This window comes from Falcatimonas sp. MSJ-15 (assembly GCF_018918265.1).
Classification (GTDB): domain Bacteria; phylum Bacillota; class Clostridia; order Lachnospirales; family Lachnospiraceae; genus Falcatimonas.
In genome coordinates this window covers 29,233-49,295 of record NZ_JAHLQC010000005.1, presented here as the reverse complement: position 1 = coordinate 49,295, position 20,063 = coordinate 29,233, and the positions used below count along the sequence as shown (strand labels likewise).

Here is a 20,063-nt window from a genome sequence, read left to right as displayed (position 1 = left end):
GCCTGCCTTTCATCTACATATTTATCTGGTTATATATTTAAATGGATCTTCTTCGTACCAACTATCTTTGTATGGAAGTCTTACATGTTCTGCAAGTTTCTTATTAAATCCCGGATTCTGTAACTGATCTGCTATCTTATTACCAAGGAATAATAATCCGTCATATCCCATTGTTGGTCGCTTGCCATCAAGTACATGTGTTGTTGGTATTCCAAGTTTAGCTGCCCACTCAGGCACACCGATGAATGCATCCGGTTGTAATCTTTTTATAAGATTAACCTGTTCAAATGGCTGCATATTCGCAATATCTACAACGAAATCTTTATGTATTCCATTAAGATATTCTATGTCAACCTGTGCATCTTCATCATAAGTTGGTGTCTCAAGTCCAACAAGTTCCATTCCAAAATCATCTATAAGTGCTGCTGCCGCAAATGAACGTCCTGTTCCTCCACAGATGAATACTCTCTTTCCGCTTAATCTCTCTCTTAACTTCTGTACAAGTGGTTCTATTCTCTCATGTTCTTTTTTTATTATCTCTTCTACTTCTGCTTCTTTTCCAAGAACTTTGGCTATTCCTCTGTACCAGATATCTGTATTACGAATTCCAATCGGCATAACTGTATGTGAATATGGTATGCCATAATCTTCCCATAATGTCTTCATGAATTCATCAGCAAATACTTTACATATAGAAGTTGATGCTTTAGCTGCCGGTATCTTCTTAATCTTATCAAGAGAACTGTAAAATGGTATATAATTAACTCTCGCTCCTATAAGAGATAACATTCTCTCCATCTCTTTTTGATCCGCATAACTTACTGTGGTTGGTGCAAATAGATTAACAAGATCATCTTCTTTTGGAACTTTTTCTTTTTTTAATATATATTTGTTAATTGCTATAAAAGCAGCATCAAATCCAGATGCGCATATCTTAGATTTAAAACCTTCACAATGTATCGGAACCATTAATGTATCCGGATATTCATAACCAAGATCTGCTGCTATAGCATCTATATCATCTCCAATAATTCCTGACGCACATGAAGCATATATAAATGCTATCTTTGGATTGTATCTGTCAACTGCTTTTTTTACAGCTTCTCTAAGCTTATTCTCTCCACCAAATACTACACTTTTCTGATCTATATTAGTCACTATTATTCTGGGATTCTTAATATTCTTAATTCCTCTGTGTGCCTGACCTACTCTGTACATATCAACGGCCATAATCGCACAGCCTACACAGCCTTGTGGTGAATGTGATATAAATACAGAGTCTTCAAGTGACATTAATGCTGCCATACTGTTAATCTGCTGACATTGTAATCCTTGGGCGAAAGTTCTGTCAGCTCTCTTTAGACATCCTTTTTCATAATTCTCCTTGACTTCTCTTCCGGTTGTTCCAAGATCATTAACTCTTCCCGGATGACTTTCCCTGACTCCGGAATACTGTTTACTAGCCATACATTCATTTCCTTTCTTCTTCCTTATATAATCTCAATATATGATTACACTCATATAATCACATAACTATTATCTATTTAAGAAGTATCTTTATCTTATCTTTGTACTTATAATAAGCCTACTCAAACAGATTAGTAGACAGATATCTTAATCCTGTATCCGGAAGAATTACTACTATGGTCTTACCTCTGTTCTCTTCTCTTTTAGCTACTTCCACTGCTGCATATAATGCCGCACCTGATGATGTTCCAACAAGAAATCCTTCTGTCTTTGCAAGATCTCTGGCTACCTTGTATGCATCTTCTGTCTCTACTTCAAATCTCTCATCATATACATTAAGATCCATTGTCTCAGGAACCTGTTCTGCCGGTATTCCTTCGAATGGATGTACACCTGTTATCTCCTCTGGTTCGGGATTATCATCACTTGGAATTGAACCTTTTCCCGGTTGAATTGCAACAACTTTTATATCAGGATTCTTACTCTTTAAGTATCTTCCTGTTCCTGATATTGTTCCACCTGTTCCAACACCTGCAACGAGTATATCTACTTCACCGTCTGTATCTTCCCATATCTCCGGACCTGTTGTTAATTCATGTATTCTTGGATTAGCCGGATTAGCTAACTGGTCTGCAAAAAATATATTCTTATCTTCTTTTAATACCTGCTCCTTAAGAGCTTTTACTGCTGCTACAAAGTCCCCATTAGTCTTATCTAACGTCTCTGCTACTACCGGTACTTCCGATAACTTGATTGTCTCTCCGCCAAGTGCTCTTATCGTCTTGAATCGTTCTTCACTTACCTGATCCTGAAGATATACTCTGAACTTATAGCCTTTAGCTGCTGCCACTGATGCAAGTCCTATTCCTGTATTACCACTTGTAGTCTCTACTATTGTATCCCCTGGTTTTAATATCCCCTGTCTTTGTGCTTCTTCAACCATAGATAATGCAGTTCTGTCTTTTACACTCTGGTTAGGGTTAAAATATTCAAGTTTTACTAATATTCTTGCATCTATTCCATGTTTTTTCTCATAATTTTTAATCTCTAAAAGTGGTGTATTACCAACAAGCTCCAATATTGAATTATATATTCTAGCCATAATTACCTCCCGTTAAATGTTATAATCATCTGCACTATCCATAAGTCCATATTCAAGAAGTATCTCTTCAAGTCGCTCCTGTGTCATAGGTGTAGGAATTGCAAAGTTTGTATTATCTATTACTGCCTGCGCAAGGTTTCTATATTCCTGTGCCTGATTAGAATCCGGCTTATATTCTATTACTGTCTTCTTGTTAATCTCTGCTCTCTGAACGATATTATCTCTTGGTACAAAATAAAGTAATTGTGTTCCAAGTTCTTTGGCAAATGCTCTTAAAAGATCAAGTTCTCTATCTACATTTCTTGAATTACATATAATACCACCTAATCTTACGCCACCGCTTTTCGCATATCTTTTAATACCTTTTGCAATATTATTAGCTGCATATAACGCCATCATCTCACCACTTGCAACTATATATATCTCCTTTGCTTTGCCTTCTCTTATTGGCATCGCAAAACCACCACATACAACATCACCTAATACATCATAGAATACATAATCAAGGTCATCTGTATATGCGCCAAGATTCTCCAGCATATTAATAGATGTAATAATTCCACGTCCTGCACAACCAACACCAGGTTCAGGTCCACCTGATTCTACACATTTTGTTCCTCCAAAACCATCTCTTACTATTCTTGAAAGCTCGATATCTTCACCTTCATCTCTGATAGTATCAAGAACTGTCTTTTGTGCAAGTCCTCCAAGCAGAAGTCTTGTAGAATCAGCCTTTGGATCACATCCTACAACCATAACTTTCTTGCCATGTTCAACAAGTCCTGCTGTAAGATTCTGTGTTGTTGTTGATTTACCAATTCCACCTTTTCCATAGATTGCAATCTGTCTTATTTCTCCCATTTTTTCATTTCCTCCTAGTATTATAAACTTTTTAGATCTCAAACAAGTTAAGAAGTCCTTCATATTCTATAAGCCTGTCGATTGCATCATATATATATCCCGCAATCTCAAATGATTTTATTCCATTCTGTGATAGTACTCCTGCTGCTCCTTCACCAACCTTGGCTGCAATAATATATCCGCAATCGGCGAACTTCTCTACTCCTCTTTGCATCTCATCTTTGTAATGATATCCACCTTTACATATAGGCTCAACGTGTCTTACTTCTCTTAATTCTACATATCCATCACTGTCTGCATCATATATATAGAACTGATCTGCTCTTCCAAAGTGTGTATCCGACATCTCTCCATCTGTTGTCGCAACTGCAATTGTGTATATCTTATCAGCCATGCGAAAAAGTCTCCTTTATCTGTAATGTTCTTCCATATACCTGTTCTTTGTATTCTGTTCTGCCCGGAACACCTATAGCATCTGCTCGACATCTCTTACAGTGTCTGAATACATCTATGTATTTGCCGGCTTTTACTCTGGCTGCATCAATCTCAGCACATACAGGTGCTCTCATATCAGATAATTCATATTGTGGTATAAGTGGAATTATATTATATATAGATGCTCCTGCCTTACTCACTGTCTTGGCAATTGTCTCGATATGTTCTCCATTAATCTCCGGTACAAGAACAGTATTAACTTTAACTGTTATCCCTGCATCTGATATCTTCTTAATTCCTCTTAACTGATTAGCTATAAGAATTGCTGCACCTTCTTCACCATCATATCTCTTACCATGATAGATAATATATTTATTAAGTTGTGCTTCAATCGCTGGATTAACTGCATTAACTGTAACTGTAAGAGAATCTATTCCAATATCAATTATCTCATCTGCTCTCTCATATAGAAGAAGTCCATTAGTACTCATACATTTTATAAGATTTGGATAATGTTCTTTAACTTTTCTAAAAGTATCAAGTGCATAATCTGTTGCAAGTGTATCACCAGGACCTGCTATGCCTGCCACTGTAATCTCCGGACATATCTTAAGGGCTTTTGCAAGTACTTCAATGCTCTCATCCGGAGTTATCACCTTAGATGTAACACCCGGTCTATTCTCTGTATCACTTATAACTCTGTCACAGAATCTACATGCAATATTACAACCCGGACTTACAGGAAGATGAATTCTTCCAACATTATTCTTATGATTACCAAAGCATGGGTGCGATTCTTTTAAATCGTTATATGTATTAGCCATAATGGCACCTTCTTTCTTAATATAATTATAGTGATACCGGGTGGACTCGAACCACCAACTTCAGTTTTGCAAACTTATGCCCTTCCTGCGGCTACGGCATCAGATACACAAAAAAACAGAGATTTGCTAAAATTATTAATTATTATTATAATTATTTGGCTATTATTTGTTATATAATTACAATAATATCTTCTAGCAAACCTCTGGTTTTCCAGTCAGTTTATATTTAATATTTTTATTTTAATATATTTGTTTTAGTATGCCTATTTTTTATATTAATATTTTATTATATTAATATTTTAATATATTTATTCAGGTTAATAGTTCTAGAATATAACCTATTCTCTAATTCTGTACTTTTCTGTCTTATCTATCTGTACTATCTTGCCATCTTGCACGATTATGGTTATATTACCAAATTTCATATCATCAAGCAATTTTTCAAGAGTTATCAAATGTGCATCTTTTATTTTACGTTCTTTCTCCATTTCCCTCACTCCTGACTGTTATGTAGATATCATGCTATCATTTTATTCATCAACATTAAATTAAACTATATATTAGTTATTGCTGAATAATGGTGTTGAAAGATATCTATCACCTGAATCAGGTAAAAGTGCTACAATTGTCTTGCCTGCATTCTCTGGACGCTTTGCAAGTATTGCTGCTGCTTTAAGTGCTGCACCTGATGAGATACCTACAAGAATACCTTCACTTACAGCGAATGTTCTTCCTTCTGTGAATGCATCTTCATTCTCAATTGGAAGTACTTCATCATATATCTTAGTATTAAGAACTTCCGGTACGAATCCTGCACCAATACCCTGAATCTTATGTGCTCCTGATGTTCCTTTTGATAAAACAGGGCTTGTTGCCGGTTCTACTGCAACTATCTTAATATTAGGATTCTTCTCTTTAAGATATTCACCTACACCTGTTATAGTTCCGCCTGTACCAACACCTGCTACGAATATATCAACTTTGCCATCTGTCTGTTCCCATATCTCAGGACCTGTTGTGGCTTTATGAACTGCAGGATTAGCCGGGTTAACAAACTGTCCAAGAATAACTGCACCTTCAATTGAATCTCTTAATTCTTCAGCTTTTGCAATAGCACCTTTCATACCTTTTGCACCTTCTGTAAGTACAAGTTCTGCACCATATGCTTTAAGAAGATTTCTTCTCTCAACACTCATAGTATCAGGTAATGTAAGGATTGTTCTGTATCCTTTGGCTGCTGCTACTGCTGCAAGACCGATACCTGTATTACCACTTGTTGGTTCAATAATTGTTGCACCTTCCTTTAAGATACCTTTCTTCTCTGCATCTTCAATCATAGCTGCTGCTACTCTGTCTTTAACAGAGCCTGCTGGATTAAGATACTCAAGTTTTGCAAGTATTGTAGCCTGTGTTACTCCTGCTTTTTTAGAATAATTGTTAAGTTTTAAAATTGGTGTTCCACCGATTAATTCAAGTGCGCTTTCTTTGATCTGACTCATAATATCATCCTCCATATATCTTATTATATACATTGTTATATTCTGTCATCTACAGAATCATATGTTTTTGGTTAACAGTTACTTTTTCTATATTCCTACTGTAACAATAGGATTAATAGGATTTCCAACTTATGAACTGATTATAGCCTTATGGATAAAAAAAGTCAATATACTTTTAACGCTTTGGTAATAGGTATTTTTGTAGTATCAGTTATAGATTTTGACTATAACTGATACCATCTTGTTAGAACACAATATAGTTATCTAAGATAAATAGATTTTTATAGATACATTTAATACAACGTTATCATTTTATTCATGATTTACAATATAGAACCCGTAAAAATATCCTTTTTGCTGCATGAGTTCATTAAAACTTCCTTTTTCAGCTATCCTGCCATCTCTAAGTACGATAATCTCATCACACCTGTTTAACAGATTAGGATTAAGTCTATGTGTTATAATAATACTTCCAACCGAACTAATATCAAGGATAGTATTCTCAATCTGATTCTCCATAATAGCATCAAGACTTGCTGTAACTTCATCAAGAACAAGGTACTTAGCTCCACTTAGAAGTGCTCTTGCTATACCTATTCTCTGTTTTTCTCCACCGGAGAGATTACTTCCATTCTCGCTTACCAAAGTCAACAATCCATCAGGTAATGAATCTACAAGTTCTCTAAGCCCTGCTCTATCTATCACATCTTCTACACATTCACTGTCATATTTTTTATATAATGTAATATTATTATATAGACTATCTGCGAACAAAAATACATCCTGCTGCATATAATTAAGGCTTCCATAGAGTTGTTCCCTTTTATAATCAGCAAGTTCTACACCATCAAGTTTTATCTCGCCAAAATTATCATAAAATCCCATAATAAGCTTGGCAAGTGTAGATTTACCACTTCCACTTTCTCCGACAATCACATACTTCTTACCCGGTTCAAACTGCACGCTTATATCTTCAATCTGATTAACTTCTCCGTCATACGAAAATGACACATTAGAAAGGCTAAGTCCTGTATTGTCACCCATTATATCAGCTTTGTCTGTCTCTCTCTCTTCGCTTACATCTAGCATACTGTTAATCTTCTCTTTAAGATCCCCTACAGACTTATATTCAGCCACATACATCGGAAGTTCCTCAAATGGCGATAATATTCCACCAATAAGCTGCGATATCATAAGCACCATACCTGCTGTCATACTTCCTCTTAATACAAGCCATGTTCCAACAACGATTGTAAGAACATAACTAAGAGAAGTGCATAGCATCGATATCCAACCTACATAATAATTAAGCATATTACTCTTATATGTACTGTCTTCCTGTGCAACATTAGCTACATTAACTTTATCCATTATCTTATTCTGTATATTAAAGAGTTTGATAGTCGAAAAGCCACCAAATGAATCTTTTATATCTCTTATATAATTCTCTGCATTATTAGATGCATTATTCTGTGCATCATTAAGCTTTCTCTCGAATCTTCCGGGGATTATGACTGATAACAGACCTACTGCTATATTAAGCAGTGCTATATACGGACTTATAAATACAAGTGTGACAAAAGTAACTGCAAAACATACTGCTACACGATATATTCCACATAATGCATCAAAATAGCTTTCACACATCTGATATACATCTCTATTAAGAATATTCATATAATATGAACTTCCTTTTGAACTAAAAGTAACAATATCTTTCTTAAATATTCCTGCGAATATATCTTTCTTCACATCTTTTAAAAAAGCTGCTCGATACTTCTCTTTTGAACGTTTACATAATGCAGTTGCAGTCATATCAAGAATTGCAAAACATATTGCAAGAATTGAATATTTTGCAAAATCTTTCTGTTTACCTGTAAGTACAATATCAAGAACAGGCTGAAGCGCTTTGCAAAATAAAATCGACATAATCGCCATAATTGGCACTGTTAATAGGTACATTATAAATTCTTTTTTATTACTGTATAGATATTTTTTCATGTTTCACCTCATATCTGTGAATTAAATATAGTATAAATATATCCAATTCACCATAATAATGGAGCTACATACATAAGAATTGCTATGACATATATATTAAATATATATTATCACAGCAATTCCATAAAATAATGCATCTAATATATTAAGGTGCATCTGCAGGTCCATTAACAATTCATGCAGGACGACCTGCTGTTGTTAATTGTTACGCCATTATCTAGTTATCTGCTTGAGTTCCTTACGAATACCATATTAACACCTCCTGCCTGTATATCCAAAGTGGTAACTATACTATAATAGTATTCTCTGTTGCGTTACCGCTTTGATAAGTTGATTATAACATAATTTTTTTTTAAAAACCATGACGTTTTGTGAAAAATTTTATTTCACAAAACGTCATGTTCTTTTTATATTAAATAATAGCTTAACTTCATCTTTTGTTAATACAATATACTTCTTTAAGCGACTTAGAAATATTTTCTATTATCAAAAGCATAATCATTTTTAGTATTTATTTAATACAATTCAATATCATGATCTATATTCTGCTTATAATATTCTTTGTATTCTCTACTACGTTTATTATAGCCTAACAGATCACACATATATATTGCAATGCGATACCACTGTCCATATACTGTTACATCACTCTTTCCTTCTAACTCAAGTGCCTGCCCTATAAGATTAACACACTGTGGAATATATTCCGCTTGTTGAATCTTAATCTCCATTCTAATCACTTCCATGCTCTCGCTGATACTCTCCGCATATCTATGTGTATCGATATATATCTTTGCTCTTATTACTCTCATTAATATCGTATCATTATAATGCTTTAAGCTATGTCGTTCAACATTATTTATTGCCGCATCCACAATCTCTAATGCTTTATCATATTCATTCTGTTTTCGATATTCCATAGCTATCATGTACAATATCTCTAGTTCTGTCTTTGTATAGTATCTTTTAATTTTACTTACTTTCTTATCATCAATTGTCAATCTAAGAAGTTGCCTATACTCTACAATCATCTTCTCCGGCGATATATGAGCAGCTCTACTATGCAATATGAGTTTCATCATCTCTACATATTGTATATTCTTTATATGTTCCATATTAAGCTCTTTTTTTAGCTGTTCCAATAATCCATATGCTTCATCATATCGTTCATTAATCATGGCAATTCTCTGTTTTGTCATCAGCAAAAGCATACCAGGATTATTAGTAACTATCTGACCTTCGTACATTCTCCAGTTTGCACACAATCTTTCTCTCAATTTTGTATAATTTCTTCTGCTTACTGCCTGCTTTCCATTCTCTATTCTTGAATACGTCTCCACTGCACATATTTTATAGCTTACCTGTTCCTGTGTAAGATCTCTATATTCTCTCTGCGCACTGACATATTCACTAAATATTCTCATCTGACTATCTCTAATATTCCACATTTCGATTCTATATTCCTGATGTGTTATACCACATCTATCCATAAGATCTATTAATGCTTCTAATTGTATTGCTGCCTTTTTTGCTTCATTTATTTTTCCAATTATATGCAAATCTTTTACATACCATTTAAGCAATTCTATTATATTAGCAAATTCTAATGTATCCTTTAGAACACTCATTGCTTTTTGCTCATACAATATTCTCATATTGACATTAATATCGTCTCCCACCGTTTCTAACATTGCACATATTATCTCAGGATATACTCTCGATTTTTCCAATATATCTTCTATATTTTCGCATACATATTTTTCTACTTTATCAAATATATTTTTAATGTCTTTCACTGGCATAATATTATTTTTTCTAGCGCCATACAGATACATACACATAAGATGTAACTCAAAAGAGCTTAAAAAACATATTCCAATTGATTCTTCACAAGTTGGAACTGTATATTCAATAGCTTTCTTAGAATATTCGTAAAATTTTACCATATTATTATTACACCTTAATTCTAATACAGCCTTTAGATATGTATGATATTGTTCCTGAAGTACATTGTTCATCTCTATGTTAACTCTATTGTCTATAATTTTCCTTAATTCATTCCATCTCTTACATCGTATTGCGTGAAGTGTAGCTTCTCTCCACTTATAATACTCTTCTTCTCTTCCACTAAGTATCACATCGAATCTATCAGGAGATATTCCTAATCTCTGCATTAATGCATAGAAAGTAAGACTATCTGGCATGCTACGTTCATTCTCATATCTCCATAATGTCGTTTCCCCACATATTCCACTACACAATTCTGATATTTTTATATTTTTGCTATTCCTTATATTTACTATAAGTTTATTCTCTATTAGTCTGCTATCTATATTTTTCGTCATATGCATTCTCCTGATGTCTCTACTAATAATTATATTACTAATAGTTTTATTTTTAGTCATAAATAGTACTTATTTCTATGCTCAATTTTATTAATTATAAATAGAACTTGTTTCTACGGTTAATTTTATTAATGTAAAAACAAGTTCCACTTATTTATTTTAATTTCACACAACTCAATCCCCAACTACTCTTGTCTAGATATCTCCACCCAAATCATAATAAGACAAACAGTAGGATACATTATTATACATGAAGCCATTGTACTCTCCACTAAAGTACATAGCCCAAAAGCAATTATATCAATTGCCAATATTGAATATACTATTTTTCTGTTCCTGTTATATTGATATCTGGCAAGCGGATGTTTCTTATTGTCATATGGTGCAATAATTGCAAGTCCAATCACAGCAATTATTCCGATTATTATTGCATATCTGTTAGTATATAATTCAGGTAGGAGTCTATATATACCAGCCAACACAATATATAATCCCAAAGACAATATATAACATCTGCTGCTATCTTTGGCATGATACCCACCGGCAAATATTCTTATTGGAATATAGAACAGAATATATCCCACGAATAACATGAGACAATTACCGATAATACTTATTCCTAATATTGACAATAGAAGAATAAGATTCATAAGTATCACTTCTATGCTGTATGCATATACATCCCAGTTGTCAACATCAAGTATTTTACGCATTACAAGAAACAGTACTATCTCCTCTGTCAAATATTCGAACAATATTATTCACCTGCTTCTTTTTCTTTTTTGACAAGCTGTTTTGGTAATTCAGGTTCATAAAAACCTATACATGAAGTTGTCTCACTTGTTGCTTCTGCAACAGCAAAAAGTATCTTTTTAATTATACTGTCATTGTTTTTCATAGTTAATCACCTCCTTGTTATTATGGGCGTGCATATTCACATATGCACTTGGTCAGTTTTTACTTTTCTTTCGTACACACTTATATTTTACTACAAACAATTTAAAAAATCTCGCATTTTGCGTACTTTGCACTTATTCTTGCGTACTTTGCATTTTTAATAGTTTGTCCATATTTTTTTTACTGTTTGTTTACTGTTTGTTTACTGTTTATCCATATCTTGTTCGTATGTCTGTTCTATTTTATGAGATTTTATTTTATTTTGTTAAAGTTTTTACAGATATTTTAAGTAAATTGTGTATTCGCCATTTTGAAACTTTTTTTGATACTTTTGCTAATTTTATGATTGATACTTTGCTCTTAGATTTGCCATTTCGTTCTCTTTATATGTTCGAACTTTTCTTTTTAGTTTTACTTTTTATGTTTTCTCAATAATCAAAAATGGAGTTGCTTAACTCTAGCAACTCCATTTATAATCATCTATGATGCAAGTTTTGTCAATTCAACTTTATAATCACATTCATCCGCTACTTGTGGATCATGTGTTACTATTATTACTATATGATCTTTCTTTACTTTATCAATAGTTTCAACAAATAGCTTTACAGCATCTGTATCCATATTAGCTGTAGGTTCATCAAGCAATAATATCTCTCTTTCATAATATAATGCCCTTGCAAGACTAATCTGTTGTGCCTGACCACTTGATACAGATTTACCTGATTCATTCAACTGTGTTTCGTAGTTTTGGTCTTTTGAATCAGCTATTTCACTTATTTTGGTCAATTTTTCTATTTTTTTAATCTTCTCTGCATCATAATTATCCGAAAACAGAGTAATATTATCTATCAAACTGCCAAAAAATATCTGTTCATCTGCTGAAAGCAATGATACATATGATCTCGTATTTTTTTCTATCTTTCCATCATTTTTAACAATATATACATCTCCTTCATCTTGTTTATACAAGCCTGATAAGATATTTAATAAAGTTGTCTTTCCACATCCATTCTCTCCAACTATACAATAGGACTTGCCTTTCTCAAATTTTATATTCTGATTTTCTAATATCTTATTATCTCCATAAGCAAATCCCAGATTTTCAACTATAAGCTGATCCACATCAACTGTTCTATGCTCATCTTCTGTAAGTTCAACATTACTTTCAACAAGTTCCTTAATTCTCTCGGCTGATACTTTGGATTGAGTTATCTTAGACATTCCATCTGCAAGATTTGAAAATGGTGCTGTAACATAGTTTAGTAACTGCACTATAGCAATCAATGAACCAATTGTAGCTTTTCCATTTAATACAAAATATGTTCCAAGACCAAGTGTCACAAGAAGCATTACATTTCCTATAAGGCTATTTAAAAATGATGCTATACCTTCCCATATACTAAATACTATTTTTTTATGGTATACATCTTTATAATCTTTTTCGTACTGTCTGACAAATCTATCCTGCACATGATACAAACGAATTGTTTTTAACTTTAATATATATTCCTGAAGCAAAACTCTATTACGCTCTTCGCTCTCTTTCTTTTTCTCATCAGCTTTTCCTATAGGTGCATTGAATAAACTTATCAAAAATATTAAAACTGGCATTGCTATTAATAATGCTATTGCTATTCTATAACTCAACGCAAACAATGCTATTATTGCCATAGCTACTAAGAATATATTCAATATAAAATTACCTATTATGTAACTATAGACACTTGATATTGTTCTTATGTCTTCTGTCATCTTATTAAATATATCACCACTATGTATTTGTTCTATATCCTGATATTTTCCATACATGATATGCCCTAAGACATCTTTTCTAAGATTTAATTCACACTTTGCCTGAATCTTAGTCTCTATAATCTTTGCTGATATCTCTATAAAACCACTTGCAAGCAGAACAACAACCGATATTATAACAACATTTCTAAAACTAAGATCAGTATCACCTGTAGCTACATCTATGAACAATTTAAGAACGTATGCTATTGCTACATTAACTATCGCAGCCAATATAACTAAGAACGTATATATTGCCAATGTTAATTTAGATGCTTTCATTTTCTTAATTATCCATTTTAAATTTTTATTCATTTTGCATTCTCCTCTCATCTAGTAGCGTTGTCATCTTTTATCACTTCAGTGCAATTAATTATACCATTTTTTTTTTTAGTTTCAACTTTTATTTTTAATTATAAATAGTTTTTTCAATTATCGTTTTCTTATTATAAATAATTCTTATTTATTTTAATTCTACATAATTTAATTCCCAATTAATCTTAGATTTACTATTTTGTTCTCTTTATATATATCCATTATTCCATTTTTATTTTTCATGTTTCTCAATAAGCAAAAATGGAATTCTCTACTTTTACAAACATCCTAAAACTAAAAGAGCAGTAACACCAAATTCTAATCATATCATTTAGTGATTCCTGCTCTTTCTTTTTATTTTATAATACTAATATCTGCCAGCATTAATTCTTTTTACTTTTTTTCTTTTGTTTTGTCTTTCTCTTATTCTCCGCTTCTTCGTTTTTCTTAGGTTCTTCGCTTTTCTTAGCTTCTTCGTTTTTCTTAAGTTCTTCGTTTTTCTTGGCTTCTTCGTTTTTCTTAAGTTTATCTTTTTCTTGTTCAATATCAGTTGTTTGAGTATATATAGTTTTGTCTTTGTATATTTTTTTATTTTTATCAGTCTTATTTTTTATTCTTAATATTATAATGACTGCCGCTACGCATATTATTGCTATTATAATCCATATAATATAATTGCTGTCGCCAGCTATACAATATACAGCTTCACTTCCTTTTAATTCGGTCTGCATATAGCTTCCTCTTGTCTTCACTGTACATTCCTGCCATTCTCCATCTGTAAGAACATATAACTTCTGATTCTTATATACATTCTTAATTCTTAACTGTGTCACAGAGTCTTCACTAAGATTACCTTCTTCGACTCTTATCTTATATATACTATACTTAGATACACCATCCGGAGCTTTTATAGTATTATCTTTGCTTGCAAGAAGTCTTGTATTACCTGTGAATTTACCCTCTATTAATGCAACGCTTGTCTCTTTTGCATTATTTACAACTTTCTCATCACTCTCAACAACGGTCATAGTGTCTTTATATTCGCCCTGAACTACCATATTACCTTTCATAGTCTCACCTGTAAGGTTTGGCCATTCACCATAATATCCTTCCTTATCAGGTATATCAGGGTAATTAAGATCCTTAAGATCTGCTCCATACGCAACTTCTTCAGTTCCAAGGAAATTGTCATCCACTCTATATGTAACTGTAAGATGTGCAAAATCTGCTGCAAGTCCCGGTATCTGCATAATCTCATTGTATGTAATCTCATTTGCCATACCGGAATAACTTATTCCATCAATTCCTTTTACATCATTAGTAACAAAATAATTATTACTTACAACTGCATCTGAATTCTCATCATAATTCTCAAAGGCATCTATCTGTCCTGCTATAGAACCTTTTCTTCCACCGGTTGCACTTACCTGTGTCATAGCATAGCAGTCTGAAAGCGATGTTGCAAATCCTGCTATTCCTCCTACATATTTGCCACCTGTAACCTGACATAATGCATTACTGTTCTTAATAACTGTAAGTGATTGACCTACTATTCCTCCGGCATAATCGCCTTCTGTACACTCAACACTTCCTCTTGAGATAGTATTAATAACAATTCCTACTTTCTCATATCCTACTATTCCTCCGGCACCATTTTTCTTAGCTGACACATATCCATTATTCTTACTATTATTAACAATACACTTAGTTATGTATGTATTACGGATTGATATATCTGTGCTTCCTGCTGCATTGCCTTCAAGGTCTTCATCATCTATTGCCATTGCTCCTGCTATTCCTCCGGCATTAATGTCCCCTGCAACATTGCCTTTATTAATACAGCTATCTATCTTACCTGTAATAGTATTCTCTATATCTGTCTCTGATGCATCTGTATATATATTGTCTCCTGTAAGGTTCTCTATTGTATCTACTTTATCAATAATTATATTGAATATAACATTTATCTGGTCATTGACTGCAAGCAGATCATTATTGACTGCATCTGAATATGACTTAGCATTATTTTGAAGTGATGAAAGGCTTGATGTTATTCCTTTTAGCTCACTATTAAGACTTGCTCTGTCATTGCTTATACTGTCATCAATCTTACTGAACTTGATATCTTCCTGTGCATTGAGATAGTTAATTATATCTCTGACTCCGTTAGTTATATCTTTAAGATAGCCATTACTCTTATCTGCATCATTCTTCATTCGCTCTATAATAACATCTGCATTAGATGACGCATCTGACAGGTATGGTCTTATAATATCTGCTATCGCATTAACTGCACTTAAGATATCATCAATATCATCTTCAACATCTGATGCATGTTCTAACATATTAAGAAGTTCTGTCATTACTTCTTCTCGTTCCTCTTTTGTCAGATCGCTAAAGTTCTTAGTACTGCCATCAGGATTAGTCATAATGTCTTTTATCTTCTTGGCTGAATCTGAATTGCTTATTGTATCATTAATATGCTTAACTGCTTCATCAAGTTTGTTTTTTTGTTCATTATATCTGTCATAATCAGCCTGATTATCCTTAAGTTTCTGAATAACATTAATAGCATCTGTAAGGTCTTTCAGATCATTATTAAGTGTAGTTAATGAATCTGTAAACAGATTAACATTATCTATTACTCCCGGTATATTGTCTGATACATAATCAAGCCTTGCTGCTATCTGATTAAGTGATTCCATATTGGTGTCTGTAAAGTTCTGTATCTTACCTGCTATCTGATCTGTTGTGTCTATCAGTTTATCTGTATAATCAAGCATTGACTGTGCGTCACCTGATAATGCATCTGTTCCGCTCTGAATGTCTCTTATAGTCTTATCTACAAGATCATGCAGTTTGTTAACTTCTGTCTTTAGGCTCTCACTTTGTACTACTTCTATATATGGTTCTAACTGTCCTACAACACCACCTACGTCTTTTCTTCCGTTGATAATTCCATTATTAACGCATAATGACATAAGTCCTGACTGTCTTCCGGCTATGCCGCCTATATTGTAGCCTGTATGCTCATATCCTATATCACCGTAGTTAGTACATCTTGTTATAACGCCATCTGAGTAGCCTGTTATACCGCCTGTGTCAACACCACTGTATATATTAACTTCTTTTGAATCATCTGTTATGGTTGAGATTATGTCTGAATTCTGTTCATCATCTTCTTCAACCCAGCTTGTATCATTATTAATTCCACTTTTATTAACACTATTTAATATTGAACCATGGTTCTTGCCAGATATTCCTCCTGTGTAATAATATCCTGCTATTTTACCTTCTGTTTTACAATTCTTAATTGTTCCATTAGCTTCATTAATTCCTGCAATTCCACCAATAGTCTTCTGTCCTTTTACAGTTCCATTGAATGTACAATTCTTGATTGTTCCATAGTTAATTCCTACAATTCCACCGATACATTCTTTTTCACCTGTTGAAGATATCATGCCTTTTATATTAAGTTCTTTTATCATGCCATCTTTTTCAACATAACGAAACAGTCCTGTAACATATCCGCTTCCAATGTAACTTATATTGGATATTGTATGATTATTGCCTTCAAATGTTCCATTAAAAACAGATATTATAACCGGCTCTTTGCCTAACATATCAATATCATTATTAAGTATTATTCTCTTACCTGTTGACCATGAATCATCCTGGCAGTTAGCTGCAAGTGTTATCAGGTCTTCATATCTATTAATATATATTACATTATTATCTTCAGCATGTACTCTCTTTGCCGGAAATATGCTAACTGTAAGAATTAATGCAAGCAATAGCGATACTGCTTTTAAGTATCTTTTTTTATTCATCATCTTCATCTGCATCTTCCCCGCTTTCTATATTGTTATCTACCAGTTTTGCAAGCTCCTCACCGGTATCTGTAAGTTCCTGTGCCTTACCTGTATTAATAAGAAGATTAGCATTACCTCTTATATATCCATGAACTTCACCAACTATTATACCATCAACCTGTCCCTGAATACGTCCATCGACTCTTATAAGACCTGTTGTCTTCTCCATCTTTAATGGAATTGATACAGCAAATGATGTCTTATCTATTATTTTTTCACCAAGAAGGAGTATCTGTGGCAGGCAGAACATAACGATTATAATAGATATTATTGTTCCTCGTCCAAGGCACTGTCCGATACCACATATCGCACCATCTGATGACATCTGTCCAATAAGGATTCCTGCTAATGCAAGCATTGAACCTGATGTTACGATTGTAGGGAATGCAAAGTTCATAGTCTCTATTATCGCATCTTCTTTTGACATCTTATCTTTAAGTTCCATATATCGTCCTGATATTACAATCGCATAGTCGATATTAGCACCCATCTGAATTGAACTTACGATAAGATAACTCATAAAGAACAGATTCTTCTGCTGTATTGCAGGGAATGCAAAGTTAATCCATATCGCACCCTGAATTACAAGTATAAGAAGTACCGGCATACCTGCTGACTTGAATGTAAATAGAAGAACTACAAGTACTGCAAGTATTGACACTACGTTAACAACTGTATTATCAACCTGGAATGTCTTATATAGATCATATTGGCTTGTTGATTCTCCGGGTGTAAGAATATTCGCATCTTCACCATAATAACCTTTTGCTATGTCATGTATCTTATCTATAAATGCAAATGTCTCATCGCCTTCTTCAGGAAGTGTAAGATATACAAGTATTCGGTCATTGTCTTCACCTTCAAGCTGATCTTTAGCTATCTGTATCTTAGAATGTGCATCTTCAAGTGTATTCATAAGTTCATCATCAAGTGTTACATATCCTTCATCGACTTCTTCATATAAGAAATTAATTATATCTATAAGTGGAACGCTATAAGTTCCAAATCCATTAACTATCTTCGCATAATTCTCATCATTAACTGCATAAGCCATATATAAGAATTCTGCCACTTCATAATCAAGTTCCATAAGTTCTGAGAATTGTCTTGCTGTAAGTTTGTCAGCAAGCATATATCCGTCCATGGCTTCTGTATTGACTATTCCCATTGTATAATCAACTTCATCATATTTCTCAAGTTCTGCACAGAGTTTTCTCTCATTATCATAACTTCCTGATGGAACTATAAGTGCAAGCATATTAGAAGATCCAAAGCTTTCTTCTATCATTGCATCAACTTCCTGTGCATCACTTTGTATTGGTGTCTCTATCTGAGAATAACCATATACATAAGGACATTTGGATGATACAAAATATGCTCCTATTATAAGTACAAGGAATAATACCGGCATGACATATCTTGTCTTGTATGCAAACTTTCCTACAAATGGTATCTTAGGAATGAAGCTCTTGTGATATGTCTTGTCCATCGCTTTACCAAATAGCATTATAAGTCCCGGCATTAACAAGAATACTGCAAGCAGACTTAGTAATATCGCTCTTATAAGACATAATGCCATATCACTTCCTATTCCAAATTGCATGAACATCATCGCTATAAGACCACCTATTGTAGTAAGTGAACTTGATGATATCTCAGGTATCGCTTTACTAAGTGCTACAATATCAGCTTCTCTTATCGGAAGATTCTGATGTTCCTCTTTGTATCTGTTACAGAATATTACTGCATAGTCAATTGATAATGCAAGCTGTAATACTATTGTTACTGAATTAGATACAAATGATATTGTACCCATTATAAAGTTAGTTCCCTTAGTTATAAGTGCTGCTGCTATAAATGTAAGCAACAGTACTGGTACTTCTGCCCATGTCTGTGATGTGAGTAATAATACTGATACTACTATTATTGCTACAAGTACACTTATTACACTCATCTCGCTCGCTATCTGTTCGGCAGATGCATCACCCATTGAAGTTGACACATATATGTCATAATCTTTATATTGTTCTTTTACTTCATCTAGTGCATCAAGCGCTCTTTCATCATCTTCCGGATATGCAAATGTTATATTAATAAGTGCCGAAAAATTATTATAATGTTCTGCGGAATTATCAAATGTTACCATCGAAACTGTATCACGTTTTTCTAACTCTTCTGATATATTAAGCGCATCTTCATACGAGATATTGGCAATTAATAATTCTGCTGTTCCGTATGTTATGAACTCATCTTCCATAACATTAAGTCCCTTACTCGTCTCTGTGGTATCCGGAAGATATGCCGACATCGCATTTTCAACTGATACCCAGTTCATTGATACAAGAGAGAATATAATTGCTATACCAAATAAAAGAAAAAACAGATTTCTTCTATCTACTATAAATGTTGCAACCTTAATCATAAAATTTCCATTGTCTTTTTCCTTTTCATTACTATTAGCCAATCTCTTCACCTTCCTTATCTTATTCTTATCTACAATACACTTCGACATTATGCCCTTATTATCTGCCTTTTATCTCCCATTCTATATACTTTATATGCTATTTTACTTCTGTATTATTATGATATGCATATATTCTTATAGTGAAGTCAGTTGTAGATCAGGCAGTATTATACTCCATTACAGTTTTAAT

At 33.3% G+C, this 20,063-nt stretch carries 14 protein-coding genes and 1 tRNA gene; all 15 read right to left on the bottom strand.

Features of this window, described 5'->3' with window-relative positions; genetic code table 11:
* Positions 1–21 precede the first annotated feature (21 nt).
* Positions 22–1,467 (bottom strand): nitrogenase component 1, encoded by a 1,446-nt coding sequence (locus KQI85_RS04995; RefSeq protein ID WP_216574999.1) that lies wholly within the window; start codon positions 1,465–1,467, stop codon positions 22–24.
* Between the two features lie 118 nt (positions 1,468–1,585).
* Entirely contained in the window at positions 1,586–2,569 is a 984-nt protein-coding gene (locus KQI85_RS04990) for a PLP-dependent cysteine synthase family protein (protein ID WP_216574998.1), read from the bottom strand.
* Positions 2,570–2,581: 12 nt separating this feature from the next.
* Complete coding sequence (gene nifH / locus KQI85_RS04985) at positions 2,582–3,430, bottom strand: nitrogenase iron protein (protein WP_216574997.1); 849 nt, start codon at positions 3,428–3,430, stop codon at positions 2,582–2,584.
* A gap of 31 nt (positions 3,431–3,461) precedes the next feature.
* Positions 3,462–3,824, bottom strand: coding sequence for a NifB/NifX family molybdenum-iron cluster-binding protein (locus tag KQI85_RS04980; protein ID WP_216574996.1), 363 nt, complete (start codon positions 3,822–3,824; stop codon positions 3,462–3,464).
* A complete protein-coding gene (locus KQI85_RS04975; RefSeq protein ID WP_216574995.1) occupies positions 3,817–4,689 on the bottom strand; it encodes a radical SAM protein in 873 nt (290 codons plus the stop codon). Before KQI85_RS04975 ends, KQI85_RS04980 begins: the two co-directional genes overlap by 8 nt.
* A gap of 31 nt (positions 4,690–4,720) precedes the next feature.
* Positions 4,721–4,790, bottom strand: a tRNA-Cys gene (locus KQI85_RS04970).
* Positions 4,791–5,027: 237 nt separating this feature from the next.
* Positions 5,028–5,177, bottom strand: coding sequence for a YezD family protein (locus KQI85_RS04965; RefSeq protein ID WP_216574994.1), 150 nt, complete (start codon positions 5,175–5,177; stop codon positions 5,028–5,030).
* A gap of 72 nt (positions 5,178–5,249) precedes the next feature.
* Positions 5,250–6,188 (bottom strand): cysteine synthase A, encoded by a 939-nt coding sequence (cysK, locus tag KQI85_RS04960; RefSeq protein WP_216574993.1) that lies wholly within the window; start codon positions 6,186–6,188, stop codon positions 5,250–5,252.
* Positions 6,189–6,500: 312 nt separating this feature from the next.
* A complete protein-coding gene (locus KQI85_RS04955) occupies positions 6,501–8,189 on the bottom strand; it encodes an ABC transporter ATP-binding protein (RefSeq protein ID WP_216574992.1) in 1,689 nt (562 codons plus the stop codon).
* A 515-nt stretch (positions 8,190–8,704) separates the two neighbouring features.
* Entirely contained in the window at positions 8,705–10,534 is a 1,830-nt protein-coding gene (locus tag KQI85_RS04950) for a helix-turn-helix transcriptional regulator (protein WP_216574991.1), read from the bottom strand.
* Positions 10,535–10,719: 185 nt separating this feature from the next.
* Positions 10,720–11,289, bottom strand: coding sequence for an accessory gene regulator B family protein (locus KQI85_RS04945; RefSeq protein WP_216574990.1), 570 nt, complete (start codon positions 11,287–11,289; stop codon positions 10,720–10,722).
* Positions 11,290–11,291: 2 nt separating this feature from the next.
* The gene (locus KQI85_RS04940) at positions 11,292–11,432 is read right to left on the bottom strand and encodes a cyclic lactone autoinducer peptide (RefSeq protein ID WP_216574989.1); all 141 of its coding nucleotides are present in this window, start codon (positions 11,430–11,432) and stop codon (positions 11,292–11,294) included.
* A gap of 479 nt (positions 11,433–11,911) precedes the next feature.
* Positions 11,912–13,537, bottom strand: coding sequence for an ABC transporter ATP-binding protein (locus KQI85_RS04935; protein WP_216574988.1), 1,626 nt, complete (start codon positions 13,535–13,537; stop codon positions 11,912–11,914).
* A gap of 383 nt (positions 13,538–13,920) precedes the next feature.
* Positions 13,921–17,376 carry a GLUG motif-containing protein gene (locus KQI85_RS04930; RefSeq protein ID WP_216574987.1) on the bottom strand — a complete coding sequence of 1,152 codons (3,456 nt, stop codon included), beginning with the start codon at positions 17,374–17,376 and terminating at the stop codon, positions 13,921–13,923.
* On the bottom strand, positions 17,360–19,882 hold the full coding sequence (locus KQI85_RS04925) for an RND family transporter (protein ID WP_371820555.1): 2,523 nt from the start codon (positions 19,880–19,882) through the stop codon (positions 17,360–17,362). The genes KQI85_RS04930 and KQI85_RS04925 overlap by 17 nt, the downstream gene beginning before the upstream one ends.
* Positions 19,883–20,063: the final 181 nt, after the last annotated feature.